Origin of the sequence: Rothia sp. HMSC068F09 (assembly GCF_001812775.1) — a bacterium.
GTDB classification, from domain to species: Bacteria; Actinomycetota; Actinomycetes; order Actinomycetales; family Micrococcaceae; genus Rothia; species Rothia mucilaginosa_A.
The window spans coordinates 258,667-284,532 of record NZ_KV810409.1; the positions used below are offsets into that span (position 1 = coordinate 258,667).

The window sequence follows — 25,866 nt, forward strand, 5'->3', positions numbered from 1 at the left end:
TTCCGCTAAGGGTAATGGTGACAATATGTCAGGGGTACCTCATCTGCCCCACCGATTAGCCTTTTCTCTCTGTACACGCCCCACAGTACCCCGTACGATAAATACCAACAGGTTGCACCGCGCCGTCCGGCGCCCAGAAGCAATCACCATATAAGGAGAAACCATATGTCCAAGTCTTTCTACGACCTTCTGAATGAGCAGATCGGCCACGAGTTCGCAGCATCCCACCAGTACCTGTCCATGGCTATCTGGCTCGACGGTGAGGACCTGCCCCAGCTGGCTAAGTTCTTCTACCGCCAGTCCCTCGAAGAGCGCGAGCACGCACTCATGATGGTTCAGTACAAGCTGGACCGCGGCCACAAGGTCGAGATCCCCGCTGTTCCCGCCGTCAAGAACGACTTCGAGAACGTCCAGGAAATCGTTGACATGTCCCTGGCACAGGAGAAGGTTGTCACCGGCCAGATCGAGGCACTGTTCTCCGCAGCACGCGCTGAGAACTACGCACTGGGCGAGCAGTTCATCCTCTGGTTCCTGAAGGAACAGGTTGAGGAAGTTGCAACCATGGAGACCCTCGTAACCGTTGTAAAGCGCGCAAACGGCAACCTCTTCGACCTGGAGAACTACGTTGCACGCGAGCTGGGCGACGACCACGGTCAGGAGTCCGGCGCACCCGCAATCGCAGGCGCATAATCTCGTATTCGTGCGGCTAGGCCCTTAGTCGAGCCCGCAGAATAGCTGCAGAATATTTAACGTTCCGCCCTCCCCGCACACCGCGGCGAGGGCGGAACGTTTATGCATTTAACACCTGAAAACTCACCACAGTGCACCGTCCAGGAGCTAAAAGCCGCCAGCGGATACTCGAATACTCATACAGTGCAGAGTAAACTTAAAAGCCTTAGATGCCGCATAATATCGCGGCAGAAAGAGGAGAGAATGACTCACACCAACCCAGATACCCTCAGCCGCGGCTCATATAGCAACTCACGCCGCGTAGCCGACATTCTGCGCGCAGAATCCGTCGGCGGTACCGTCCTGCTTATCGCAACGGTGCTGGCAGTAGTACTCGCCAACACCCCCGCATCCAGCTTCTACTTCGGTCTGCGAGACACCGTGGTCGGCCCGGTCATCCCCGGTTTCAACCACCTGCAGATGAGCATCGGCACCTGGGCGGCGGACGGCCTGCTCGTCGTTTTCTTCTTCCTCACCGGCCTGGAGCTGAAGAAGGAATTCGTGATTGGTGACCTCAAGTCGCCCTCCACCGCAATTGTGCCGATTGCGGCTGCTTTCGGTGGTGTTGCAGTGCCCGCAATTATCTACACGGCACTGAACTTCACCAGCCCCACCGCACTGCACGGCTGGGCTATCCCCACCGCAACCGATATTGCGTTCGCGGTGTCTGTTCTCGCCGCCGTGGGTACTTTCCTCCCCTCGGCGATGCGTGTCTTCCTGCTGACCCTGGCTGTTGTCGACGACCTCATCGCAATCTGCATTATCGCGATTTTCTACACCAATAACTTCCACGGCGAGTACCTGCTCTTCGCGCTGATTCCCCTCGCCCTTTTCGCGTTCATCGCGTACCGCGGTGAGACCATGCTGCACCTGAAGCCGCTCGCCGCATGGATTCTTCTATTCCCCCTGGGCGTCATCACCTGGGCGCTCTTCCTCGAATCCGGTATTCACGCCACCATTTCCGGTGTGGTTCTCGGCTTCCTGGTGCCCGTGAAGATGTCCGCACGCTCCGAGGCAGCGCACGCTGAACACGGCCTGGCAGAGGTGCTGGAGCACCGCTTCCGCCCCCTCTCTACCGGCATCTGCGTGCCCATCTTCGCGTTCTTCAGCGCGGGTGTGGCTGTAGGCGGCTTTGAAGGCCTCGGACGCGCCCTCACCGACTCCGTGGCGGTCGGCATCATGGTTGCGCTGGTTGCAGGTAAGACCATCGGTATTTTCGGCACCACCTGGCTCGTGACCCGATTCAAGAACGCTAACCTCGACCCGGACGTCGCCTGGATTGACGTGGTCGGTCTGGCTGCAACCGGCGGTATCGGCTTCACCGTGTCCCTGCTGGTGGCTGAGCTGTCCTTCCCGCACGGCTCCCCGCACACCGAGGACGCAAAGATTGCGATTCTCGTCGGCTCTGTTCTGGCTGCTGTTGTGGGTGCGGCTATCCTGTCTCGCCGTAACAAGCACTACCGTGCCCTGGCTGAGAAGGAAAGCGTGGACGCTGACGACAACGGCATCCCCGACGTCTTCGAGGGAACCTACCGTGACCCGAAGACCGAGCCGAAGGCCTAAAACGCTCACCTGATACACCCCGATTCCCAGCCGAAGATAACCATGTCTCACCGCATCGAAAACACCGAAAACCGCACTCCCCTTGGGGGCCGTCGCACGACGGACAACCCCGCGGAACGCGCGGAATACGTATCGGATGGGCATGCTCGCCACCGCTCAACCGGCAGGAGGCGGCAGAAACTCGCCGTCCCCTCCCGGTACGCGGAAATTTCGGCACGCTGGGTGATCGGGGTGTACTCGTTTGCCGCGATTCTCACCTCGTTCGCGTGGATTCTCTCGCCGTTGCGCCACGGCCGCGGGTTTACCTGGTGGGAGGTCATTGCCGACCTGTTCAACATCCCGTCCACGCACACTCTGCCCAGCGCCATCACCCTGATTGTGGTGGTTTCCGGGCTTATCGCTCGTAAACGCGCCGCCCTCTACGTCGTCATTGCCTTCCAGATTTTCGGCGCTCTCCTGGCCTCGCACAGCGCTTTCACCCTCTTTTTTCCCGCCGGCATCATGCCCAAGGACCGGCTCTTCTCCTCGAGCATCGACACGCTCTCGATTCTGTGCGCCGCGCTGCTGGTTCCCTTCCTCGTGACGATTCGTTCGGCATTCCCCGCGCGCGTGGGGCGCCTCTCCTGGGCCGGGGCCCTGGCGACCGCGGTGGGCGGTATTGCCCTTACGACCCTTGCCCTGTGGTACCTCTGCAAGGTGGGTTGGTGGCCCGAGCTGCGCCACGTCTCAGCGTGGGAGTTGCTGCTGCACGGGCTAGGCATCGAGCGTATGCATCCGGGACTGTGGTCCGCCGATGTCGTGGGCTTTATCGCCTCCGTCGGCGATGGTCTCTTCCTCGTGCTGGCTCTTTACCAGTTGGCCCGCGGGTACCGCGCCCCCGACGAGTGGGACGGCGAGAAGGAGCTACAGATTCGTGCCCTGCTGCAGCACTACGGCGCAAACGACTCCCTCTCGTACTTTGCGACCCGTCGCGATAAGCAGGTCATCTTCTCCTCCGACCGCAGGGCGGCCATCACTTACCGCACTGTGGGTTCGGTGTGCCTGGCCTCCAGCGACCCCGTGGGCGATCCGCACGCCTGGCAGGACGTCATCGAACGTTGGATGCTGCAGGCCCGCAGCTACGGTTGGGTTCCAGCGGCCCTGAGCGTCAGCGAGGCCGGTGCGCGCGCCTATAGTCGCGCGGGCCTGAGCGTGCTTCAGATGGGCGAGGAGGCGGTGCTCGAGACCGACCGATTCACCCTCAACGACACCTCGATGCTTGCGGTTCGCCAGGCCGTTCAACGTGTGCGCCGAGGTGGGTACGGGGTGCAGATTCGCCGCTACTCCGAGCTTGACGATACCCAGAAGCGGCAGGTCCAGCACAATATTGAGGCGTGGCGGCACGGTCGCGTGGAGCGCGGCTTCTCCATGGCCCTGAACCGCGTCAATGATCCGGCGGATCAGTCCACGGTTCTGGTATCGGCCCACGACGGTGAGGGCCGCATGGTGGCCCTGCTGTCCTTCGTACCCTGGGGCCCCACGGGGCTCTCTCTGGATGTCATGCGCCGCTCCCCCGAGGCCCCCAACGGGGTGGTGGAGTTCATGGTGGCCTCCCTCATGGAGCAGGCCGCTTCGCTCGGCGTGCGCAGGGTGTCCTTGAATTTCGCGATGTTTGGGCAGATTTTCGCCGCGGCCGACCGGGTGGGTGCCTCGGCGTGGAACCGTTTCGCTTCCCGTTCCCTGGGCGTGCTTGACCGTTTCTTGCAGCTGCGTCGCCTGTATCGCTTCAACCTGAAGTTCTCCCCGCGTTGGGTACCCCGCTACCTTGCTTTCGAGCCGACGCTGGCGCTTGTGAACGTTGCGGTTGCGGCGAGCGTGGCGGAGGGATTCCTGCCGGATTTGTCCGCCCGACGCTCGCGGGAGGAGCATCGCACGCTGAGCGAGGGTGAGCTGGTTCTTCTGCGCGAGATGCAGCAGGTGCGCGCCGAGGAGCACCCGCAGGTGCCCCGTAGCCAGCAGACGCAGCACCGCCTGCGCCACCTGCAGGAGCTGCGCGATGCCGGCATGAACCCGTACCCCATCGAGGGTGAGGATGTCGCCAAAACCCACGGTTGGGATGGCTCTGTTATGGTGCTCAGCGTGCCCGAGGCCCTCGATATATTCTCTCACCAAAATATTCCCGGAAAAGAATATACTGTTTCGGGCCGCGTTCGCGCTCTGCGTGACCACGGTGGAGTCCTCTTTGTGACGCTCTTTGAGGCCGGCAAGACCTTGCAGGTCATCCTAGAGCGTGAGCTCGTTGGTGAGAAGCTCCTAACCCTCGCCTCCCGAGCTCTCGATACCGGTGACCTCATCGAAACCACCGGCACCTACGGCACGAGCCACACGGGCACCCCCTCGCTCATCGCCTCCGGATGGCGTATGGCCGCTAAGAGCCTGCACCCCATCCCCTTCGATTCCTTCACCGACCCCGAGGCCCGCCTGCGCCGACGCTCGACCGATCTGATCGTGAATCCCGATCAGATGCACAACCTGCGCCTACGCACGGCGGTTATCAAGGCACTGCGCGCGCGTCTGGACACCGAGGGCTTCCTCGAGGTCGAGACCCCCATCCTGCACACGGTGCACGGCGGGGCGAGCGCACGCCCCTTCCGTACCTACATCAACGCCTACGGCGAGGATTTGACGCTGCGCATCGCCCCCGAGCTGTACCTCAAGCGCCTGGTGGTTGGCGGTAGCGGCCCGGTGTACGAGCTGGGCCGAGACTTCCGCAACGAGGGTGCGGACGCAACCCACAACCCCGAATTCACGGTGCTGGAGGCGTACCGCCCCCACGCCGATTACGTGCAGATGCGCCAGCTGACCGAACGGCTCATCAAGGACGCCGCGCGGGCCGTGTTCGGCACGGTTCAGCTGCCCCTTGGCCCCAAGTCCTCGTCGGAGCGCGTACTGACGGATGTTTCGGGCCCGTGGCGCGTGGTTTCGGTGTGCGATGCCCTTTCGGAGGCGCTGGGCCGCCGCGTCGACCTGCAGACGGATTTCGAGGAGCTCCTGACCCTCGCGCAGCGTCACGGGGTGCGCGTCCACGAGGGCATGGGGCCGGGCGCCATCATCGAGGAGCTGTACGGTGAGCTGGTGGAGGCCGTCACCGTGGAACCGACGTTCTACACGGATTTCCCGGCGGAAACGAGCCCGCTTGCGGCTCCGCATCGCAGCGTACCGGGCCTGGCGGAGCGCTGGGACCTGGTCATTAACGGCATGGAGATGGGGTGCGCTTATTCGGAGCTGACGGATGCCCTCGTGCAGCGTGAGCGTCTGACGGAGCAGTCGCTGAAGGCCGCCGCGGGTGACCCGGAGGCAATGGAGGTGGATGAGGACTTCCTGTACGCTCTGGAGACGGGTATGCCCCCGACCGGCGGCCTGGGTCTGGGCGTTGATCGCCTCGTGATGCTACTGGCCCAGACGCAGATTCGCGGCGTGCTTTCGTTCCCGTTCGTGAAACCCCGGCGCTCGTGAAGTCCCGCCAAGATTAGAGGGCAAGGATAGGGCACAGCACCGCGCCTTCTCGCCCCGGCACCGCCTCTTCGCGGCCCGCCGGGGCGTGAATGTTTAACCCGACCCTATATTAAGTATTCGTTACAATTTGAGCTCTGCCCCACTTTTAAGTTGCCGAACGAAGCCCGCGAACTCCACAATGAGATGACTAATCGTGCGCATTTTGACCGCGCGCCGCGGATCTAAAGCCGCATCACCAGCAGAGAAGCCCCTCGTAACCCACCCTTCGGTGTGAACGTGTGGGCTTTCGCGCTTTCTAGATTGGAGTACCGAGTGGATTTTCTTCTGAACATCATCGGGGACATAAATGAGCAGACCTCGGGACTGACTTCTTCCGTGTATGCTGTGCAGAACTGGATGTGGAGCAACTTCCTCTACTACGCCCTGATTGCGGCTGGTCTGTACATTACGATTCGTACTCGCGGCGTGCAGTGGCGTTCCATTAAGGAAATGGTCCGTGTTCTGGGTGACCCGGTTGCTCGTGAGGCTGACGGTAAGAAGAGCATCTCTTCGTTCCGTGCGTTTACAGTCTCTGCCGCATCCCGCGTGGGTACCGGTACCGTGGCGGGTGTGGCCCTGGCTATCGCTATGGGCGGTCCCGGCGCTGTGTTCTGGATGTGGGTTATCGCGGCCGTGGGCGCGGCTTCTGCCTTCGCGGAGTCTCTGCTGGGTCAGCTGTACAAGGAGCGCGGTAAGGATTCCTACATCGGTGGTCCGGCGTACTACATGAAGCGCGGCCTGAACGCTCGCTGGATGGGTTACATCTTCGTGGCGTTCATCGTGATTACCTATGCGTTCGTGTTCGTTGCTGTGCAGACTAACGCCGTGGTGGATGCGACCTCGAACTCCCTGGGCATCGACGTGTCGGGTACGAACTCCATGGGCTTCCGCATGGTCGTGGGCGTCGTCATGGTGCTGCTGACCGCGGCCATTATTTTCGGTGGTATTCGCGCGATTTCTTCGGTGACCGAGTGGCTGGTTCCGATTATGGCGGTGCTGTACCTACTGCTGGGTCTGCTGGTGGTTCTGCTGAACATCACCCAGATCCCGAACATGCTGCTGATGATTTTCCAGGGCGCGTTCGGCATTAAGGAGTTCGTGACCGGCGGTACCATGGGTGCCGTGATTTGGGGTATGAAGCGCGGTCTGCTGACCAACGAGGCCGGTATGGGTACCGCCCCGAACGCCGGCGCTACCGCAACGATTTCTCACCCGGCAAAGCAGGGCTACGTGCAGACCCTGGGTGTTTACTTTGACACGATGATGGCCTGCACCGTGACCGCGTTTATTGTTCTGCTGTCGAACCCGGCCTACGGTGATAAGTCGCGTGGCGCTTCGCTGACTCAGTCGGCGTTGGCTATGCAGCTGGGCGATTGGGCGGTTCACTTCCTGACTATCGCAATTTTCATGTTTGCGTTCTCGACTGTGATTGGTAACTACTACTACGGCGAGTCGAACATGCGCTTCGTGACCGGGAACAAGGTGGTCCTGACGATTTTCCGCGTGCTGGTTCTGGTGTTCGTGTTCTTCGGCGCGATTTCTTCGCTGGATCTGGTGTGGACGACCGCGGATATGCTGAACGCTGGCATGGTGATTGTGAACTTGACGGCGGTGCTACTGATGACGCCGAAGGTTGTTGCGGTGCTGAAGAATTACGAGGCGCAGCGTAAGGCCGGCCTGGAGCCGATCTTCAGGGCTTCGGACCTTCCGGAGATTAAGAACCTTGCGGCTTGGGATGGCACGGACGTGGTGACGACCCGCGAGTTCTGGGCCGAGTACGATGCGAAGACGGCCGAGCGTCGCAAGCTGAAGGCCGCCAAGAAGGCTGCGAAGGCCGGTCGCTAGGCTAGCTGACGCGGTTCACCGAGCGTGAGCCGTCGACTGAGAGCTGTGTGAGGGCCCGTTCCCGCCGAATGTGGGGGCGGGCCCTCACGCTATTAGGGGGCCCAACGGTGTGATTCGGCCGGTGGGCGTCGCGTGCACCGGTATTCTGGTGGAGGTGCGCCGCGCGTAGGCGGGGCGCTATTGAGGCATTGTGAGGAGAAGTAATGGACTGGAAGCCCGTAATGGATATCGTGGTGACCGCGGTTTTCCTGCTGGGTATCGGCCTGGCCCTGTGGGGTCTGCTGACGGTGCACCGTAGCCCGTACTTTTCCGAGGTGCAGAAGCTTAAGTGGCTTCTGCTGGTGCTGTTCCTGCCGTATCTTGGCCCCCTGGTTTGGATTTTGCGGGTTCGTACCGAGCGCGCGGAGGCCGCACAGCGGGAGCTGGAGGCGGCGAAGCGGGACGGGGCTCCGCTCGGGGAAGCCGGTGAGGTTGCGGCTCGGGCCGAGTAGTCCGGGTCTAACACCCCCACCCCAACCATTAAAGTAACGAAGGTCACACCATTTCAATTGGACAGTGCATCACACACCCCGTATAGTTCTATGTGTTGCCTGCGGTGATACACCGTAAGACACTTGCGCGAGTGGCGGAATAGGCAGACGCGCACGGTTCAGGTCCGTGTGCCCGTGAGGGCGTGGGGGTTCAACTCCCCCCTCGCGCACCAACGATCCCCGGTTCGAAAGAACCGGGGATTTTTTCATGCATTAACGGCCCAATCCCCAGACGATACGCGGGATTCCGGGCCGATTCACCCGTGCATCCCCTAAAATGGAACCGGGTGTGTTCACGCACAGGACACACAGCTAACGCACAGACACGCTCGTTAAACTGAACCCTTTGAGGTATACCGCGAGCGCAGTAGTTGCTCGAATTGGTCGTTGAGAAGGAGGCGGCATGAAGTTTTTCGACAAGCTAGGAAAGCTGGAACAGGGCATCGGCCGCACCGTCGGCTTTTCTAAGGGCTTCGGCACCTTTGAGAAGGCAGATGTCGCCAACCGCGTCCGCATCATGATGGACGACGAGTCTTACGTGGACGGCAGCGGCCGCACCATGGCCCCGAATATTTACACGCTCCGCTTCGCGCCGGTCGATTTTCCGCGCGTGCGCGAGTGGGGCAACCCGTTCGCCGTGGAGCTGTGCGACCTGGCCATCTCTCACGCTCGCGCCCAGGGATACACCCTCATCGGCGCGGTGCGCGTGACCTTCAACGTTCTCGATTCCCTGGCCGAGGGTGAATTCGAGGTGGTGGCCACCTTCGAGCCGTTCTCGGTTCCGGATGCGCCCGCCTCCCCCACCCTGCGCGGCGCCGCTAACTACGCGCCGGTGCGCCCGCCCCGGGAGTCTTCGCTGCCCACGCGCATCACGAAACCCGCCGCCCAGCCTCAGCCCGCGCAGCCGGTTCAGCCGCAGCAGCCGGTGGCGCAGCCGAACTCTCGTCTCTCGCGCATCCCGCGTAGCGGCCAGGGTGGGCACGCCCCGCAGGGCGCCCACGGTGCCCCGGCGTCCCCGGCCGCCCCCGCCGCGGCGGCTCCCCGTCTTTTCCTGGAGATCAACGGGCGCATGCACCCGATTAGCCACCTGCCCTTCACGCTGGGCCGCGGTTCGGAGTCTGACCTGCGCCTGGACGATAAGGGCGTCTCCCGTCGTCACGTGCAGCTGTCGGCGCATAACGGCGCCGTCGTTGCCACCGACCTGGGGTCCACGAACGGCACCCTCGTCAACGGCGCTCCACTTCGCTCTCCCGTGGTGCTGACCAACGGTTCACTCCTTCGCATGGGCAATACCCGCATCATCTTCCATAGTTCTACCGGAGGTGCCCGTTAATGGCGTCCGAACTAACAGTCACTATTCTTCGCTACGCGTTCCTGGCGCTCATCTGGTTCTTCGTGTTCCTGGTGGTCTCCGCGGCACGCCGCGACCTGGGTCTGGGTAAGAACTACCGCGCAGTGCCTGTGGAGGCTTCCGCCGAGGCCACCCACATCACGCCCCCGCCCTCGCGGCCCTCGCAGTTGATTATTACCGAGGGCGCGCAGGCCGGCGCCATGATGCAGCTGGGCGACCACCCCATCACGATTGGTCGCGCCAACGATATTGAGGTGTCCCTGCAGGACGATTACGCTTCGGGCCGTCACGCCCGCCTGTTCCCCCAGGGTTCCCGCTGGTTCCTGGAGGACCTGAACTCGACCAACGGCACGTACGTCAACGGTGAGCGGCTGACTCGCGCTACCCCGATTGAGCCCGGTGATGAATTCCGCGTGGGCGGCACCACCATGCAACTGAGGGGGTAGCCGATGAAGATTGCTTTCCGTCTTGAGGCGCGCTCCGATACGGGCCTCAAACGTTCCAAGAACGACGATTCCGGTTACGGCGGCCGCTACCTTGCGGTCGTCGCCGATGGCATGGGCGGCCACGTGGGCGGCGATGTCGCCTCCGCGACCACGGTGCTGAACCTGACCCCGCTGGACCACCCCGACTTTGAGAACGGCACCGGCGGCGTTTACCTGGCCGACGAGATTCAGAGCGCCAACCTGATTATTAACGAGCTGGCCGCAAACGACCCGCAGCTTGCCGGTATGGGCACCACCTGCACCGCGTTGCTGATTGACGGCGATTGCATCGAGTTTGCCCACATCGGTGACTCGCGTGCATACCGCCTGCGCCCGGGTGCCGACGGTGAGTTCGAGCAGATTTCGACCGACCACACCTTCGTGCAGCGCCTGCTGAACGAGGGCCGCATTACCCCGGAGGAGGCCGAACACCACCCGCATAAGAACGTGATTATGCGCGTGCTCGGTGACGTTGACGCCTCCCCCGAGCTGGAGCTCAAGACCCTGGACGCCGTCGTGGGCGAGCGTTGGGTGCTGTCTTCGGACGGCCTGGACGCCGTGGTTTCCGTACCCGAAATTGAGCAGGTGATGCGTTCGCACGACGACCTCGCGGAGGTTGCCGACACGCTCATCTCCATGACCCTGGAGCGCGGCGCGCCCGATAACGTGACCGTCGTGGCCCTGCAGGTCATCGACCGCGAGGAGCTGCCGGTGGACGAGCCGGTGGGTCCCTCCGCGCTACCCGATTCCGCGCTGCCCGACTCGATTGCGGCGGAGCAGGAAGTCAGCGTGAACACGCAGAAGCTCCCCGAGATTGCCGCAACCGCCGAGGCCGCGGAGGCAACCCTCGCCGCGCTGGAGCAAGAGTCCGCTCACCACAACGTGCGTCGCTTCCGCCGTGCCCGCGACTTTGCCGGAACCCTGCTGCACAGCGGTTCCGATGCGGTGCGCCACCACATCGGAACCTACGACAACGCCGTGGACGCGGCCCTCACCAACGCCGCGATTCTGCGCGGCGAGCTGGGTTCGCGTCCGCATCAGCTGGTCGGTGCCGCCGCGGTGGCGACCGAGACCGGCATGATTCCGGCGGTGACCTCCCGTACCCTGGAGCACCGCGCCACGGTGGCTCAGCGCATGCCGCTGAAGGTGGATGACGCTCCCCTGCCCGCCGAGCTGGAGGAGCTCATCGCGGAGGAGCCGGCCGAGCGTACCTCCCGCCGTTCCTGGTCGGTGCGTCTCTTCATCTTCCTGCTGGTGGCGGCTCTGCTGACCCTGGCGGCGTGGACCGGCCTGCGCTACGTGGAGCGTAGCTACTACGTGGGCGAGAGCGACGGCACGGTGGCGGTGTACAACGGTATTCCGCAGGCGCTGGGCCCGATTCGCCTCTCGCACGTGGTGGAGAATACCGATATTTCGACCTCGCAGCTCTCCGATCACACCCGCACCCTGCTGCGTAATTCGATTACCGCGAAGGACCTGGACGAGGCGCACCAGATTGTGTCGCGCTTGAAGACCCAGGCCGAGCAGACCCGCATCAAGGCGGAGCAGGCGGCATCCGCCTCCGCTTCGCCGACCCCCGATCCGACGGCGACCGCATCGTTGGCTCCCGAGCCCGCGGAATCAGGGACCGAAACCCCGACCGAATCCCCGAGCACGGAGGGCGGTGAGAACCGTGGCTAAGCTGTCGTTCCGACGTGATTCCGATGCGCCGCGCGCGCGTCGCTTCACGGAGCTGCTGTTGCTGGTCGTGGCCGTGGGTATTAGCTCTTTCGGCATGTACCTGATTGATCCGGAGCACGCCCTGGACACTTCGAAGAGCCAGTGGCTTCCCTGCACCATCGTGCTGGGTGCCGGTTCGCTCCTGATTCACCTGGTCTTGCAGTTCCGCGCCCGCTACGCCGACCCGTTCATCCTGCCGCTGGTGGTGGCTCTGAACGGTATCGGTTTGACGATGATTTACCGCCTGGACCCGCAGATTGCCGCCCCGGTGGGTGACGGCCAGCTCATGTGGACGGGTGTGTCCATGGTGCTGTGCGCGGTCATCGTGTTCGTGTTGCGCGACCACCGAGTGCTGCGCAAGGTCACGTACACCTCCCTGGTGCTGTCGATGATTCTGCTCATCATGCCGCTGATTCCCGGCCTGGGCATGGAGTTGAACGGTGCGCGCATCTGGATTCACATCGGCAACCGCACCTTCCAGCCCGGCGAGGTCGCGAAGATTACGCTGGCGATTTTCTTCGCCGGTTACCTGGCAACGCACCGCGACCTGATTCTGGTGGCGGGCCGCCGCATCGGTCCGGTAAACCTTCCGCGACTGCGCGACCTTGCACCGGTGTTCCTGGCCTGGCTCGTGAGCCTGGGTGTTCTGGTGTTCCAGAAGGACCTGGGTTCGGCCATCATGTTCTTCGGCCTGTTCATGGCGATGCTGTACCTGGCGACGGGCCGCCTGTCGTGGCTGGTCGTGGCCGGTATCGGTATCGCTGTGGGTGGGTACTTCGCGTACAACTACGTTTCGCACGTGCACGCCCGCATCTACGCGTGGGTTCACGCCTTTGACCCGGATATTTACCAGGCTTCGCCGGGTGGTTCGGGCCAGATTCTACAGGGCGTATTCGGCCTGGCATACGGCGGCCTGTTTGGTCGCGGCTGGGGTCAGGGCCGAGCGAACCTGGTTCCCTACGCAAACTCCGACATGATCATCTCTTCGCTGGGTGAGGAGCTGGGCCTGATTGGTCTGGGCGCCATCCTGATGATGTTCATGTTGCTGGTTTCGCGCGGCTACCGCGCGGCTCTGGGCACCCGCGACGGCTTCGGTAAGTTGCTGGCGGCGGGCCTGTCCACGGTCATGGTGCTGCAGCTGTTCGTGGTGATTGGCGGCGTGACCCGTCTGATTCCGCTGACGGGTCTGACGACTCCGTTTATGTCGGCGGGCGGTTCGTCGCTGGTGGCCAACTGGATTATTGTGGCGCTGTGGCTGTCGATTTCGCATAGTGCCCGTGCCCCGCACCTGGTGGCCGGTTACGATGCATCGCAGGGTATCGACCATATGGATACCAGCTACGAGCCCGAGGGCGCGACGAGCGTCCTGGCCCGTATCACGGCAAAGGATTCTGGAGGTGAGAAGAATGGATAGGGCGATTCGCCGCATGTGGATGTCAGCCGCGTGCGTGTTTGTCCTGCTGATGGGTACCCTCAGCTATATTCAGTTCTTCGATTCGAAGACCCTGATGGCTAACCCGTGGAATAGCCGAGCACTGTACGACAACTACGGTTCGGCGCGTGGTTCCATCGTGGTGGACGGCACGGAGATTGCTTCCTCGGTGAAGTCCGATGATGAGTACAACTACCAGCGCGTGTACAACCACCCGCTCAAGTACGCGGCTCTGACCGGCTACTTCTCCACCATCTACGGCGCGACCGGCCTGGAAGCCGCCATGGATAAGGAGCTCGCCGGCACGAGCGATAGCCAGTTCTACGATCGCGTGGCGCAGCTCTTCAGCGGTTCCTCCGCTCAGGGTGCCAGCGTGGAGCTGACCATCAACTCGAAGCTTCAGGACATCGCCTACAACGCTCTGCAGGGTCGTAAGGGCGCCGTCGTGGCGCTGAACCCGAAGACCGGCGAGATTCTGGCGATGGCTTCATCCCCCTCCTACGATCCGAACCTGCTGTCCTCCCACTCGGGTTCTTCCGTGATTGCGAACTACCAGGCGCTAACGGCAGATGAGGATCAGCCCCTCTTCAACCGAGCGATTGCCGGTAATACGTACTCGCCGGGTTCGACCTTCAAGATTATTGACGCGGTCGCGGCCCTCGAGTCGGGTAAGTACAACGCCGAGTCGGTTATTGCGAACCCCGCGCAGTTGCCTCTGCCGGGCACGAACATCAGCCTGCCGAACTACACGGGCGGCCAGTGTTCCACCCGAACTCAGGCAACGATTGAGTGGGCGTTGGCGCAGTCCTGTAACGCCCCGTTCGCGCAGATTGCGATGGACCTGGGTCAGGAGCGTATCGCTAAGACCGCCGAGAACTTCGGGTACGGTCAGGATTTGAAGATTCCGCTGACCGTGTCGAAGTCTTCGTTCCCTTCGAATATGACGCAGAGCCAGCTGGCTCAGTCGGCCGTCGGCCAGTACAACGTGAAGACCACGCCCCTGCAGGTGGCGATGACCTCCGCGGCGATCGCGAACGGCGGTGTGCAGATGAAGCCGAACCTGATTCGTTCGGTGAAGACCAGCAACCTGAGCACCCTGCAGGAGTTCTCGGCTGAGAAGCTCCGCACCTCCACCTCCCCCGAGGTGGCCAACCAGGTGAAGCAGTGGATGGTGAATTCGGTTGATAATGGTATTGCACGTAATGCCGGTGTCGCGGGCGTGAAGGTGGCGGGTAAGACCGGTACCGCAGAGACGACGGCGGGTTTGAATAATTCTTGGTTCACCGGTTTCGCTCCGGCCGATGACCCTCAGATTGCCATCGCGGTGGTGTACGAAGATATTGACGTGGCGACCGGCGCACAATTGGCAACCGGTACAAGTAAGCAACTTTTTGAGGCGGTGTTGAACAAGTGAGGCCTGCGGCTGATATTACCCTGGGCGGGCGCTACACCCTGACCGAGCGTATCGCAATTGGCGGTATGGGTGAGGTGTGGAAGGCTCGCGATAAGGTGCTTGGTCGCATCGTTGCGGTCAAGATTCTGAAGGAAGAGTACACCGGCGACCCCGGCTTCCTGGAGCGTTTCCGCGCGGAGGCTCGCAACACGGCGCTGCTGAACCACCCCGGCGTGGCGAACGTGTTCGACTACGGCGAGGAGGATAACTCCGCGTACCTGGTGATGGAGCTCGTGCCGGGTAGCCCCCTGTCGAGCATCATCGAGCGCGAGGGTACCCTGCCGCCGGACCGCGTCCTGAACTTTATCGCGCAGACCGCTCGTGCGCTGGCTGCCGCGCACTCGCAGGGCCTGGTGCACCGCGATGTGAAGCCCGGTAACCTGATTATCACCCCGGACGACCGCGTGAAGGTGACCGATTTCGGCATCGCGCGCTTGGCAAACCAGGTGCCGTTGACTGCGACCGGTCAGGTGATGGGTACCGCCCAGTACCTGGCTCCCGAGCAGGCTACCGGTCAGGCTGCGACCGCGTCTTCTGATATGTATTCTCTGGGCATTATCGGTTACGAGTGCCTGGTGGGACGACGCCCGTTCACCGGTGAGTCGCAGATTGCGATTGCGCTGGCTCAGGTGAACGATCCGCCGCCGCCGCTTCCGGAGAGCATTCCGGCCGCGGCACGCGCGCTGATTATGTGCCTGCTGGCGAAGGACCCGGCTCAGCGTCCTAAGGATGCGACCGCTCTGGCTTCTGCGGTGGATGCGATTCGCCGCCGCGACCTGAAGGCAGCGGTGAAGGCTGTGCCCTCCCTGGCCCAGTTCCTGGCCGAGGAGAATGCCGACGATGCAACCGTGGCCATGGACACTATGAACGTTGCGGCTGAGCCGATTAGCGCCTCCGCCGCACCGCGTTTCGGTTCGGGCGGGCGTTTCTCGCCGGAACCGACGACAGCGCCGATTCCTCGCACGAGCGAGCAGACGATGCGTCCGGCTTCGGGCCGCGTGAAGTCTACTCCTGCTCCTGCAGCGAAGCGCGGCCCGAACGTGTGGATGTGGGTCGCGATGCTGCTGGCAATCCTGCTGATTCTGGGCGGCATCTGGACCGTGTTCTTCACCAATAACGGTGGAGGCGGCACGTCCCCGGAGTCTTCGGCGAGCGCTTCGGCCTCTTCGGAACCGACGAACACCGGTAAGGTGTCGACGGTGGAGACGAGCGAGGCTGCGGCCACGACCTCTTCCAAGAAGAAGGTAACCGTGAACGCGGTGAACTACGAGGGTCGTGAGCTGCAGGATGCGGTGAACGAGCTGAAGAACCTCGGCCTTTCCCCCAAGACGGAGGGTGTGGAGTCCACTCAGCCGGAGAACACGGTGATTTCGGTTTCTCCGACGGGTACTTTGGAGCAGGGCAATAGCGTCACGGTGCGCTATTCGACCGGTCCGAAGTCGGTGACTCTCCCGTCGAACCTTGAGGGTAAGAACGTGGACGAGGCTTCGAAGGCCGTCGCAGCGCTCGGCGTGAATGTCTCTCTTCACTACGAGAATTCGGATACCGCGGCCCCCGGCACGGTTCTTCGTACTACCCCTTCATCTGGCACTAAGGTGACGGTTGGTAGTAATGTAGACATGTATGTGGCCTCTTCCAATTCGGGTAGGGGATCGAGTGCCAGCGCTTCCGCTGCACCGTCTGCGTCGGCTTCCGCCACGGCGCGTTAGCCCCTACGTTTTGATTTAGTTTTTGTCTTATTGATCCAGGAGAACTTATGGACCTGTCGGTTCCCGACACGGTTGATAACCGTTACAAGGTACTCGAGGTAATCGGTACCGGTGCGATGGCGACCGTTTACGCTGCTGAGGACACCCGCCTCGGCCGCAAGGTGGCTCTTAAGATTCTGCGTCCGGAGCAGGCCCAGGATGAGACCTTCCGTGCCCGTTTCAAGCGGGAGGCGGAGGCCGTCGCGTCTCTGAATAATCCTGCGATTGTTGCGGTGTATGACACCGGCTCGTTCGATCCTTCCCAGAGCTACGGCGTGGATGAGGCCGCGGGCGAGTCTACGCTCATCCCCTATATCGTGATGGAGTACGTGGAGGGGCACACCCTACGCACCATCCTGTCGCGCGGCGGTCACCTGCCGGTGAGCGATGCGCTGGGCTATGCCGAGCAGTTGCTGGGCGCGCTCCAGTACAGCCACTCGATGGGCATCATTCACCGCGATATTAAGCCGGCGAACATCATGGTGCTGGACCGTACCAGCGAGGATATCGCGAAGGGTCAGCCGGGCCAGATTAAGGTCATGGACTTCGGCATTTCTCGCGCGATTGAGGAGGCCGGCGAGGCGCTGACCAAGGCGAACGTGGTGATGGGTAGCGCACGCTACATGTCCCCCGAGCAGGTCAGCGGCAAGGAGGTCGACGCCCGTAGCGACCTGTACTCGGCCGCTTGCGTGATTTACGAGATGATTGCCGGCCGTTCCCCCTTCGACGCCGAGTCGAATGTGGATCTGGCTGCTAAGCATCTCTCCGACACCCCCGAGCCCCCGAGCAAGTTCACCCCGCTCGAGGTTCCGGCAGGTCTGGACACGGTCATTCTGAAGGGTCTGGCTAAGAACCCGGACGACCGCTACCAGAGCGCTGCCGAGTTCGAGCAGGCGCTGGTCTCCGTGATTCGTCCCGGCGAGGAAACAGTGGCTCAGGACGCCGCCATGACGACTGCGTTCGTGCCGTCGGCAACCACCGCGTCCCTGGGCGAGGATTACGCACCGTACACCACCTCGATTACCGAGGCTTCGGTGGAGGACGGCGGTCTCAACGGCTTCTTCGACTACGAGGATGAAGAGGAACCGTACGAGGATGAGGAGTACGTCGACTACGATGAGGGTTCGCCCCGCAAGCGTGCGTGGACGCGCTTCCTGGTTGGTATTCTCATCGCCGCGCTACTGGCATTTAGCGTCGGCTCGGTGCTGTATTACCAGAACAAGCTGAACGAGGTTCCGCAGGTTCAGGTTCCGGCCGTGGTGAACGTTTCCCGCGATGATGCCGATAACCAGCTGCGTAACCGAGGCTTCGTGGTGGAGTACCGTCAGGGCTACTCCGACAACATCAAGAAGGGCGACGTGATCAGCGTCGACCCGGGTGTCGGTTCTACGGTTAATAAGGGCTCGACCGTGACCGTGACCGTTTCGAGCGGCCCGGAGAAGATTAAGCTGCCCGATAACCTGCAGGGCCAGAGCGAGGCGTACGTGCGTAACGCGCTGAAGGACCTGGGTCTGGTGGACGGCCGTGTCTCCACCGTGGAGAGCGCTTCGGTGCCTGCCGGTATGGTGGTTGAGCTGTCCCCCGAGAAGGGTTCGACGGACGATAAGGGTGTTCAGACGGTTGAGGCCGGTAGCACCGTGAACATTGTCCTGTCCTCGGGTAAGGTGAAGGTCCCCTCGCTGGTGGGTCTGACCAAGGATCAGGCGATTGCCGCTCTGACCGCTCAGGATGTTCTGCTGAACACCAACATTGAGACGGTTCAGACGACCGAGCGTCCCGCCGGTACCGTGCTTTCGCAGAGCTCTGCGGCCGGTACCCTGGTGCCGCAGAACAGCACCGTGACGATTCGCGTGGCTGCTACCCCGACTCAGACGACTGCCCCGACTGCTGCGGCTACTCAGCCGGCAGCGTCGACCGGTAACCAGAACGCTACCACTGGTAACCAGAACCAGCAGCGTTCTACCGGTAACCAGCAGGCTACTCAGCCTGCCGCCTCGACCGGTAACCAGAACGCTACCACCGGTAACCAGAACCAGCAGCGTTCTACCGCTTCGGCTACTCCGGCACCGGCTGCGTCCGCTACTGCGGGTACCCGTACGATTCAGGGTAATAACGCGAACGCTAACTCCCGCTAAGGGGTTTTAGAGGTTAGCCGCGAAAAAGGGGCGGCGCTCTACACCGTTGGGTGTGGGGCGCCGCCCCTTTCGTGTGCCTGTCCGTGTGCCCGGGCTTGCTCGCGACTATGGGCTCAGATAGAGTATCGCCTCCAGGCTTCCCCGTAGTATGCCTACTACGGGGCTTCTGGAGGCGATATAAGCCACTGAGGGCTCTAATGGCTAAGGGGATTAGGCCATGAGGGGCGAGAGGCTCTTAGCGCGTTCTGCGGCGCCCTGCAGGCCGGTTTCTTCGAGCCAGTTGCCGAGCATCAGGTAGCCGCCTTCGGTCAGGACCGACTCGGGGTGGAACTGCACGCCGTGCATGGGGGCTTCGCGGTGGCGCAGGCCCATAATGATGCCGTTGTCGGTCGTGGAGGTGGTTTCCAGGACGTCCGGCATGCTCTCGGGTACGACCGCAAGCGAGTGGTAGCGGGTCGCGGTGAAGGGGCAGGGCACGTCTTTGAAGACGGAAACGTTCTCGTGCACCATCTTCGAGGTCTTGCCGTGCATTAGTTCGGGGGCGTGGGTAACGGTGCCGCCGAAAGCCTCGGCAATGGCCTGGTGGCCCAGGCAGACGCCCAGCAGGGGTTTCTTTGCCTCAGCCGCCCAGCGGATGGTGTCAATAATGACGCCGGCTTCAGAGGGCGCTCCGGGGCCCGGGGAGATGAGCACGCCGTCGTGGTCTTCCGCGAGCTTCAGCACGTGGTCCAGGTCGTATTCGTCGTTGCGGATGACCGTGGTCTCGGCGCCGAGCTGCTGCAGGTATCCCACGAGGGTGAAGACGAAGCTATCGTAGTTGTCGATGACAAGGATGCGAGTCATGGTGTTGTCCTAGTGCTAATGGTTGATGGTGACGTTCTGGTTGAAGGGGCCGTACTCGGCGAAGTGCGGGAAGACGTACTCCATGAGCAGGTAGACGGCTACGAGCACCAGCACGATGGCAATAATGATGCGCAGCCACAGGGGCCCGGGCAGGTGTCGGAAAATCCATCCGTACATGTTCTTTTCCTTTCCTTAAGATCCGGCCACCGAGGCGGCGATTTCTGCGGGGGCGCCGGCGGAGGCGGGACGCCACGATTCGAATCGGGCGTGCACAATGTATCGTTCGGTATCGCCGTAGCGAGGGTGGCAGGTGGTGAGGGTCATGAGACGCTCGGTGGGGGCCACGCCGGGTCGGCCGGGCACAGGTTCGATGACTTCAACCTGGTCGGGCTGCACGATTTCGTGGCTGTAGACGGTGTAGGTGTAGTAGCCGTCTTTGGTGCGCACGTAGATGTGGTCGCCTTCGGTGAGCAGGTCGATGTCGTTGAGGACCTTACCGCGGGTTTGGCGGTGGCCGGCGAGGGAGAAGTTGCCGATCTGGCCGGGCATGGCAGTCCCGTCGTAGTGGCCGAGTCCGAGGGAGTCGAGCACGTCGGCGCTGGTGCCCTGGGTGGCGGGGCGATGATAATCCGCGCCAAATTTGGGGATGTAGACGACTCCGAAGACCTCACCGTGTTCGGGTTCGCTCAGCCCGGCGGGAGGGGTGTTAGGGTCCCAGCTGGGCGGGGCTTCGGCCGGATGCGCGTCAAACTCCTGTACGAGGGTGCTGACGGCCTGGGACTGGGTACGGTCGGCGTCGATATTGGTCCACCACAGCTGCCAGGCAACGAAGAGAAGCAGAATAACGCCCGCAGTAATGAGGAGCTCGCCGGTAATCTGGATGATCCATTGCAGCACGGTGCGGGGTCGGCGCGCGGCATCGTGGGCCTTTCCGTGGCTCATGCTCTCTCCTTGGGGTTAGTGGCATTGCGTTTCTCAGTCGTCATACGCTGTGTTTAACGCTCGGGCGAGGTGAAATCATCCCGTAAGTCTGCAAAGATAGGTGTAAACGTATATTTTTAGGTTACCCATACAACAATAAGCGGAGGAAGTATGTCGTCCAACTCGGCTAAGGCATCGTCCAAGAAGAAGTCTCAGAAGTCCGAGAAGTCTGAGGTGGAGGACGCAAGCGAGATTCGTCTGCGCGAGATTGCCCATGAGATGGAGAGCGGTACGCAGCTGAAGGAGCAGACTCCGCTGTGGTACCGAGTCATCATGTTTTCGCTGCTGGCCCTGGGCATCCTGTGGATTATTGTTTTCTACATTACGCAGGGCCTATTCCCGATTCCTGACTTGGGCATGTGGAACGTCAGCATCGGCGTGGGCGCCATGATGGTGAGTATGCTGATGATGACCCGCTGGCGCTAGAGCGTATTGAGGAGGCGGCCGTCCCGTTACGGGGCGGCCGCCTCTCTGCGTTTGGGAGTTGAGTGTTTGGTAGGGCTGGGGCTAGAGAGCCTCTGCTGTGCTTTTCTTTGTTCTGACCCGGAAGATTGCGGTCATGGCGACCATGATGAGCAGTTCGGTGAGGGTTTGGGTGAGTACGGTGGCGCTCATGAGGCTCGCTTCTGGGTTCCCGTTGTGTGCCAGGCGTTGTGCGCAGAGCGCGACGACGGGATAGATGATGAGGGCGTTGCGGGTGACGGCGCTGAAGGTTACGGAGATACGCTCGGGTCGGCTCAAAACCCTGCTGAGGCACCATGCAGCACCTCCTGCGAGGATGGCGTAAGTCAGGTAGAGTCCGGCGAGTCGGGGAATGATTTGTGCTTCGTTAAGGACGGCTGGGGCGTAGGCAGAGCACATGAGTACAAGGAGTAAACACATGAGGGGAATCATGGCTTTATCGCTTGCACTGCGTACGCGTTCGTAGGTTTGCTGACGCTGCGGTGAGCGGGTTGACCAGCGTTGCGCCAGGTAAGCGGCTACTAGGGGCACGATGAGCGGTGCAAGGCTGAGGTATCTTTCGACGGGGAGGGGGAATATTTCTCCAACTACCCCCATATTCAATATTCCCATATACACATATACACTAGTCCACATAGGAACAGAAAGAAGCTGAGCGCTAAGTAGGTAGGGTGTTGCCGCCAGCAAACCTCGATATTCCCCTCCGGCAATACACGTAAAAACCACAACGTAATCCACGCATGGAGCCAGCAGAACAATCGCCGCAGCTAAAGCAACGGGACCACCCTCGGGAATAAAGAGAGGAACGAGCAGCGCAACCAGAACTGGAGTCCCCAAAGCGGCAACCAGCACCACCGTGCGGGTGAACTTCTTGTGGTGACCTGTACGCACGCCGGCCAGTGGCATGAGCGCAAAGCTAGTCCACAGTAGCGCCCCCAGTGCATAGGGTACAAGCTGCTCGGAAACCCAACTCCAGCCCGGTAGTCCCGCGCAGGCAACCCCCACTGCCATAGAGACGAGGTAGAGGGCCACCTGGTGACGTTCCACAAAGCCCACGGAACCACCCCTTCCTAGTAGATGAGGTCACCTCGTGCCGCTTCGTGAACGCGGCGGGTTACGGTCTCCATGACGGGCGAGTTAATGTTCCAGCGCTGCCAGTAGAGAGGGAATTCTACGGGGGTTGCGGCGAGCTTGATGAGGTGCCCACTTACGAGCTCCTCGGCACACTGCGCTTCGGGAATGAGGCCCCAGGCGATACCGGCACTGACGGCGCGCGCATAGTCCGGGGAGGAGGGAATGTAGATGGTGGGGCTTTGGGTGAAAGTTTCTTCAGCCTCCAGACCTACTTCTTGTTCGATAAGGACTCGTGCCACGTCCTGCACAAAGTCTTTGCGGTCGTATTCGACGACGGGGGCGTGATTGAGTTCTTCGCGGCTTACGCGCTTGGGCCAGCCGGGGAGGTATCGCTGTACGTAGTCGGGGGTGGCGACGCACCAGTAGCGTGCCACACCGAGGGTTTCGACGGAGCAGCCGGGGATTTTTTCGGGTTTGGAGGTAATGACTGCCATGACTTCTCCAGAGCGGAGCATGGCGGAGGAGTGAAATTCTCCCTCTCGTCGCAGGTCGCAGAAGATGCTGTCTTCGCGGCTGAGCGTGCCCACAGCATCCAGAAACCAGGTGGCGAGCGAGTCGGCGTTGACCGCCACGGAGACGCTTTGGAATCCTCCGGCGCCCATGAGCTCGCGTTCCATTTCTTGCTGCAGGAATTCGCTCTGGCGGGCGATGCGCAGCACGCTTTGTCCGGCGTCAGTGGGGGTGACGGGGTTGCTTCGACGTAGCAGGACCTTTCCGGCGATCTGTTCCATGGCTTTGATGCGCTGAGAGATAGCAGAGGGGCTCACTCGCAGAATGTCTGCCGCCGCGTCGAAGGTGCCGTATTCGATGACGGTGGCGAAGGTGGTGAGCTGGTCGGTACTGAAACGTGTCATAAGAATATCTTACGCAGTGTAAAAATATTTAGATAGATTTAGGGTCCTTTTTCCCGTATTCTCGTCTCTGGTGCTTCACACTGTAGCTAACGCGGCAATATCCCTGTATCACGGGCTTTTGCCTGGCAGGCTGGTATTAGAGGAGCCACCACCCGCATATCCGCGAAGCCCGCGCCCCGTTTGACCCGCATAGAAAGTTTCACGATGTCCACCTCCCTGTCCTTGCTGTTTCTGGGTGCTACCACCACGATTTCTTTGGTGGCGGCTATTGGTGCCCAGGGAACTTTTGTACTGCGTCAGGGTATTTTGGGCAGGCATATTACCCCGATTATTATCTTCTGCGTACTCTCGGATGCTCTGATGATTGGCTTGGGTATCGTGGGTCTTGGTGCTCTGCTGGATGCGGCGCCGTGGTTTATTGAGGTGTTCCGCTATGTGGGTGCGGCGTTTTTGGCGTGGTTCGGCTACGAGTCGGCGAAGCGTGTTTTCACCCCGCATGCGGTTGTCGTTGAGGAGGGTACCGAGGATGCGCAGTCGTTGAAGGCGGCCCTGCTAACCACGGCGGCGGTCACCTACCTCAATCCGCTGGCATGGTTGGACACAACGATTTTCCTCGGTTCTCTGGCTAATACGCAGGGCGATCCCGGCCGCTGGTGGTATTACCTGGGATGCTGCTGCGGTAGCGTGCTGTGGTTCCTCATGATTGGCTACGGCTCACGAATTTTACGTCCGCTCTTTGCCCGCCCGGAGGCCTGGCGTGTACTTGATGCGGCGGTGGCCCTACTCATGGTGTATCTGGTATTCAACCTGCTCACCATGGACCTATCCGCCCACTAGCACCCTGCCTTTTATCCCTTGTCAGGCTCTTTTTCCGCACTATTATCCTCACTGAGGGGTACGAGTACTTCGTTTTTGGGCATTGTGAGCAGACCCAGGTAGATATCGCGAATTATCAGGATGTGCTTGATTCGCTCGATCATTGGCTTGAGGAAGCTTCGGGCGTATTTTTCGTCGCTACTGGTGGTTGCGACGAAGCTGAGCCCGGAGAACACGGCAACAATCATGGACACTTTGATGACCACGGCGTTGATGTTGGTGTCTACGCCGAGGATTTTGAGGTGTTCGGGTTTGACCGCCATCCAGGATTCGATAGTGGCGTCATTAATGGCAATGGAGGCGAACCCCATGAAGAACCCGAAGACGAGCAGCATGAAGAGGGTTGCCTGAATAATCTGCCCGATCATGGGGATGATGATGAGGTTGCCCCAGGCGGCGGTTTTGAGGGGTCGGTGTTTGAGGATTTTCTTCTCTTCGACCCAGTCTTGGGCGGTGTTCCAGATTCCGCCTTCGCGGGCTGCGGCCTGTTCGTAGTCGCTGTCGGTGAAGCGTGCAATGTCATCACCCTTCCGCTGCCCCAGGAGACGCGCCGTGCGCTCTAGGGAGGTCGTGACGACCACAAACACGGCAAGTAGCCCCATAAGCCCCAGAACAGCCCAGGTGCGCGGGAAGCTGAGCCCGTTGGCGAGCTTCCAGAGGTCTGCGTTCACGAAGATGAAGAGCACGGACACCATGAGCACGGGCAGTACTTTCGCGATCATGGGCGGCAGGGAGGCGAGCTGGTGGATAGCGTGCTTGAGCGACCAGCCCAGTACAGTGTCTACGCCGAGGAAGATGGCAAGGTAGATACCCACGACGATGAGCGGGAAGGCTTGGGCTCCGTCGTAGACGAAGTCGAAGCCGTCAAGGTTACTGTCTTCGAATACTCCGGTGACGAAGAGCGCCCAGGCAACCAGCACGGTGAGAACGCCCGCGGTAATCTGCACCCATTGCGGGGTGCGGACCATGAGCATATGGGCAAGAGTAATGAACACACCGGAGATTATCGGCATCACGAGGAAGATGCCACCGAGCACGAGCATGGGTAGCACTTCATCGCTGAGTGCAGTGTTGGTCGTGATGGCTTTAATGTATTCCGGGAGGGAACCCCTTGCGTCATCAACTACGAGAATGAGGATATCGCGTAGGAAGATATAGCAGACGTGCATGATGCTCGCCCACAGGATCCAGGGCACGGAGCGCGGGAAGGCATCAAGAGCACGTTGACGTGCAGGAATGATGAGGGGCACGCCCTGCTTGCGGAACCAGGTATTGCTCTGCTTCAGCACATCGGTCTTGCTGTATTGCTGAGGTTGTACCTCTCCCGCAGCCGCGTTGGTGCGCAGTCGTGCCCAGATGGGGCGTGCGTCCTTCTGCTGTGCGGTGTTCTGGTCCTGTGTGCTCATGACATACCACTCTACAGGGTCGAGAATACCTTATAGTTTTTCCTTCTGGAGTTCAGCTCCAATGAAACGGGCATACGCACCCATGAGTAGCGCAGCTACTTCTTCGTGTCCCGCGTAGATGCCCAACTCCTCATCCTCTAGTCCTTTGTAGGTACCGCTGCTCATCTCGAGCAGGGATAGCGGTCCTTCTGCAGTCTCCGGTGCCAGGGCATCCAGGATGAAGCTCAGGCTCTCTTCTGTCTCTTCATCCGCTCCCAGGAGGCGCCCTAGGAGTGTTCCCGGGTAGGGGGCAATGGTAAGTACGTCTTCGTTTACGCATTGGATAACACGGGCTATAGGAATAACATCACCGTTCTCGGTCTCTTCGAGCAATAGCTCAGCGGAGAGGTCTATATGGCTTTCCTCGCTCTGTAGGAGCTGCCTGGGCCACCAGAGGTGAATGTATTCAGTGAGTGCTGCCCATACTTCATGGGGCTCCAGTGTGCTCTCTACGTAGAGGGCTGCCGTTCGTTCTTCACCGTTGTGTTGGTGCTGCTGATCGACTGGCTCTGGTGCGTGGGAAAACATGGGGTAGTGCATGGTTCTACTCTATCCCAGTGTGTCTGTGAAGAGCATTCTTCCTTGTAGACAGAGCCATAGACAAGGGTCTGAGCGCACAAAAAAAAAGGGGGCAGACCCACCTGGGTCTGCCCCCTTCCCAGCTTTAGCTGTTAAAGCAAAAGAGCCCGCGCAAGCGGGCTCTTTTTATTGCCTATTGGATTGTTATCCAAAAACCATACAGTGAAC

At 61.2% G+C, this 25,866-nt stretch carries 21 protein-coding genes and 1 tRNA gene; 15 read left to right on the top strand and 7 right to left on the bottom strand.

Annotation, left to right across the window (positions count from 1 at the left end):
- Positions 1 to 165: 165 nt before the first annotated feature.
- The 13 genes from HMPREF2874_RS00960 to pknB all read left to right on the top strand — a co-directional run bounded on the left by HMPREF2874_RS00960 (position 166) and on the right by pknB (position 18,524).
- Positions 166 to 690, top strand: coding sequence for a ferritin (locus HMPREF2874_RS00960; RefSeq protein WP_049333759.1), 525 nt, complete (start codon positions 166 to 168; stop codon positions 688 to 690).
- Positions 691 to 933: 243 nt separating this feature from the next.
- Positions 934 to 2,292, top strand: coding sequence for a Na+/H+ antiporter NhaA (nhaA, locus tag HMPREF2874_RS00965; protein ID WP_070648539.1), 1,359 nt, complete (start codon positions 934 to 936; stop codon positions 2,290 to 2,292).
- A gap of 42 nt (positions 2,293 to 2,334) precedes the next feature.
- Positions 2,335 to 5,787 (top strand): bifunctional lysylphosphatidylglycerol synthetase/lysine--tRNA ligase LysX, encoded by a 3,453-nt coding sequence (lysX, locus tag HMPREF2874_RS00970; protein ID WP_083309803.1) that lies wholly within the window; start codon positions 2,335 to 2,337, stop codon positions 5,785 to 5,787.
- A gap of 312 nt (positions 5,788 to 6,099) precedes the next feature.
- Positions 6,100 to 7,671, top strand: coding sequence for an alanine/glycine:cation symporter family protein (locus tag HMPREF2874_RS00975; RefSeq protein WP_070648543.1), 1,572 nt, complete (start codon positions 6,100 to 6,102; stop codon positions 7,669 to 7,671).
- A gap of 203 nt (positions 7,672 to 7,874) precedes the next feature.
- On the top strand, positions 7,875 to 8,162 hold the full coding sequence (locus HMPREF2874_RS00980) for a PLDc N-terminal domain-containing protein (RefSeq protein ID WP_070648544.1): 288 nt from the start codon (positions 7,875 to 7,877) through the stop codon (positions 8,160 to 8,162).
- 125 nt (positions 8,163 to 8,287) lie between these two features.
- Positions 8,288 to 8,374, top strand: a tRNA-Leu gene (locus HMPREF2874_RS00985).
- A 230-nt stretch (positions 8,375 to 8,604) separates the two neighbouring features.
- The gene (locus HMPREF2874_RS00990; protein WP_070648546.1) at positions 8,605 to 9,534 is read left to right on the top strand and encodes an FhaA domain-containing protein; all 930 of its coding nucleotides are present in this window, start codon (positions 8,605 to 8,607) and stop codon (positions 9,532 to 9,534) included.
- Complete coding sequence (locus HMPREF2874_RS00995; protein ID WP_049333748.1) at positions 9,534 to 9,998, top strand: FHA domain-containing protein FhaB/FipA; 465 nt, start codon at positions 9,534 to 9,536, stop codon at positions 9,996 to 9,998. Before HMPREF2874_RS00990 ends, HMPREF2874_RS00995 begins: the two co-directional genes overlap by 1 nt.
- A gap of 3 nt (positions 9,999 to 10,001) precedes the next feature.
- Positions 10,002 to 11,717, top strand: coding sequence for a PP2C family protein-serine/threonine phosphatase (locus HMPREF2874_RS01000; RefSeq protein ID WP_070648548.1), 1,716 nt, complete (start codon positions 10,002 to 10,004; stop codon positions 11,715 to 11,717).
- A complete protein-coding gene (locus HMPREF2874_RS01005) occupies positions 11,710 to 13,170 on the top strand; it encodes an FtsW/RodA/SpoVE family cell cycle protein (RefSeq protein ID WP_049333744.1) in 1,461 nt (486 codons plus the stop codon). The genes HMPREF2874_RS01000 and HMPREF2874_RS01005 overlap by 8 nt, the downstream gene beginning before the upstream one ends.
- Positions 13,163 to 14,602: a peptidoglycan D,D-transpeptidase FtsI family protein gene (locus HMPREF2874_RS01010; RefSeq protein ID WP_049342958.1), complete on the top strand. Its 1,440-nt coding sequence runs from the start codon at positions 13,163 to 13,165 to the stop codon at positions 14,600 to 14,602. Before HMPREF2874_RS01005 ends, HMPREF2874_RS01010 begins: the two co-directional genes overlap by 8 nt.
- Complete coding sequence (locus tag HMPREF2874_RS01015; RefSeq protein ID WP_070648550.1) at positions 14,599 to 16,350, top strand: protein kinase domain-containing protein; 1,752 nt, start codon at positions 14,599 to 14,601, stop codon at positions 16,348 to 16,350. The genes HMPREF2874_RS01010 and HMPREF2874_RS01015 overlap by 4 nt, the downstream gene beginning before the upstream one ends.
- A gap of 47 nt (positions 16,351 to 16,397) precedes the next feature.
- Complete coding sequence (pknB, locus tag HMPREF2874_RS01020; protein ID WP_070648552.1) at positions 16,398 to 18,524, top strand: Stk1 family PASTA domain-containing Ser/Thr kinase; 2,127 nt, start codon at positions 16,398 to 16,400, stop codon at positions 18,522 to 18,524.
- A gap of 210 nt (positions 18,525 to 18,734) precedes the next feature.
- On the opposite strand, the gene HMPREF2874_RS01025 is transcribed toward pknB, so the two are convergent.
- From HMPREF2874_RS01025 to HMPREF2874_RS01030, 3 genes are read right to left on the bottom strand one after another with little or no spacing between them, the layout of a single operon-like run.
- Positions 18,735 to 19,367: an aminodeoxychorismate/anthranilate synthase component II gene (locus HMPREF2874_RS01025; RefSeq protein WP_070648556.1), complete on the bottom strand. Its 633-nt coding sequence runs from the start codon at positions 19,365 to 19,367 to the stop codon at positions 18,735 to 18,737.
- Positions 19,368 to 19,382: 15 nt separating this feature from the next.
- A complete protein-coding gene (locus HMPREF2874_RS09295) occupies positions 19,383 to 19,544 on the bottom strand; it encodes a hypothetical protein (protein WP_049333732.1) in 162 nt (53 codons plus the stop codon).
- A 15-nt stretch (positions 19,545 to 19,559) separates the two neighbouring features.
- Complete coding sequence (locus HMPREF2874_RS01030) at positions 19,560 to 20,309, bottom strand: class E sortase (protein ID WP_070648557.1); 750 nt, start codon at positions 20,307 to 20,309, stop codon at positions 19,560 to 19,562.
- Positions 20,310 to 20,459: 150 nt separating this feature from the next.
- Between HMPREF2874_RS01030 and HMPREF2874_RS01035 the strand changes: the two genes are divergently transcribed.
- Positions 20,460 to 20,774: a cell division protein CrgA gene (locus HMPREF2874_RS01035; RefSeq protein ID WP_049333728.1), complete on the top strand. Its 315-nt coding sequence runs from the start codon at positions 20,460 to 20,462 to the stop codon at positions 20,772 to 20,774.
- Between the two features lie 81 nt (positions 20,775 to 20,855).
- On the opposite strand, the gene HMPREF2874_RS01040 is transcribed toward HMPREF2874_RS01035, so the two are convergent.
- The gene (locus HMPREF2874_RS01040) at positions 20,856 to 21,866 is read right to left on the bottom strand and encodes a hypothetical protein (protein ID WP_070648559.1); all 1,011 of its coding nucleotides are present in this window, start codon (positions 21,864 to 21,866) and stop codon (positions 20,856 to 20,858) included.
- Positions 21,867 to 21,880: 14 nt separating this feature from the next.
- Positions 21,881 to 22,798, bottom strand: coding sequence for a LysR family transcriptional regulator ArgP (locus HMPREF2874_RS01045; protein WP_070648562.1), 918 nt, complete (start codon positions 22,796 to 22,798; stop codon positions 21,881 to 21,883).
- Between the two features lie 204 nt (positions 22,799 to 23,002).
- On the opposite strand from HMPREF2874_RS01045, the gene HMPREF2874_RS01050 reads away from it, so the two are divergent.
- Entirely contained in the window at positions 23,003 to 23,635 is a 633-nt protein-coding gene (locus HMPREF2874_RS01050; protein WP_070648564.1) for a LysE/ArgO family amino acid transporter, read from the top strand.
- 11 nt (positions 23,636 to 23,646) lie between these two features.
- Here HMPREF2874_RS01050 and HMPREF2874_RS01055 read toward each other — a convergent pair whose 3' ends face one another.
- Together HMPREF2874_RS01055 and HMPREF2874_RS01060 are read right to left on the bottom strand one after the other, a co-directional pair.
- On the bottom strand, positions 23,647 to 25,080 hold the full coding sequence (locus tag HMPREF2874_RS01055; protein WP_070648566.1) for a D-mannonate dehydratase: 1,434 nt from the start codon (positions 25,078 to 25,080) through the stop codon (positions 23,647 to 23,649).
- A gap of 30 nt (positions 25,081 to 25,110) precedes the next feature.
- On the bottom strand, positions 25,111 to 25,659 hold the full coding sequence (locus HMPREF2874_RS01060; protein ID WP_070648567.1) for a GTPase: 549 nt from the start codon (positions 25,657 to 25,659) through the stop codon (positions 25,111 to 25,113).
- Positions 25,660 to 25,866 lie beyond the last annotated feature (207 nt).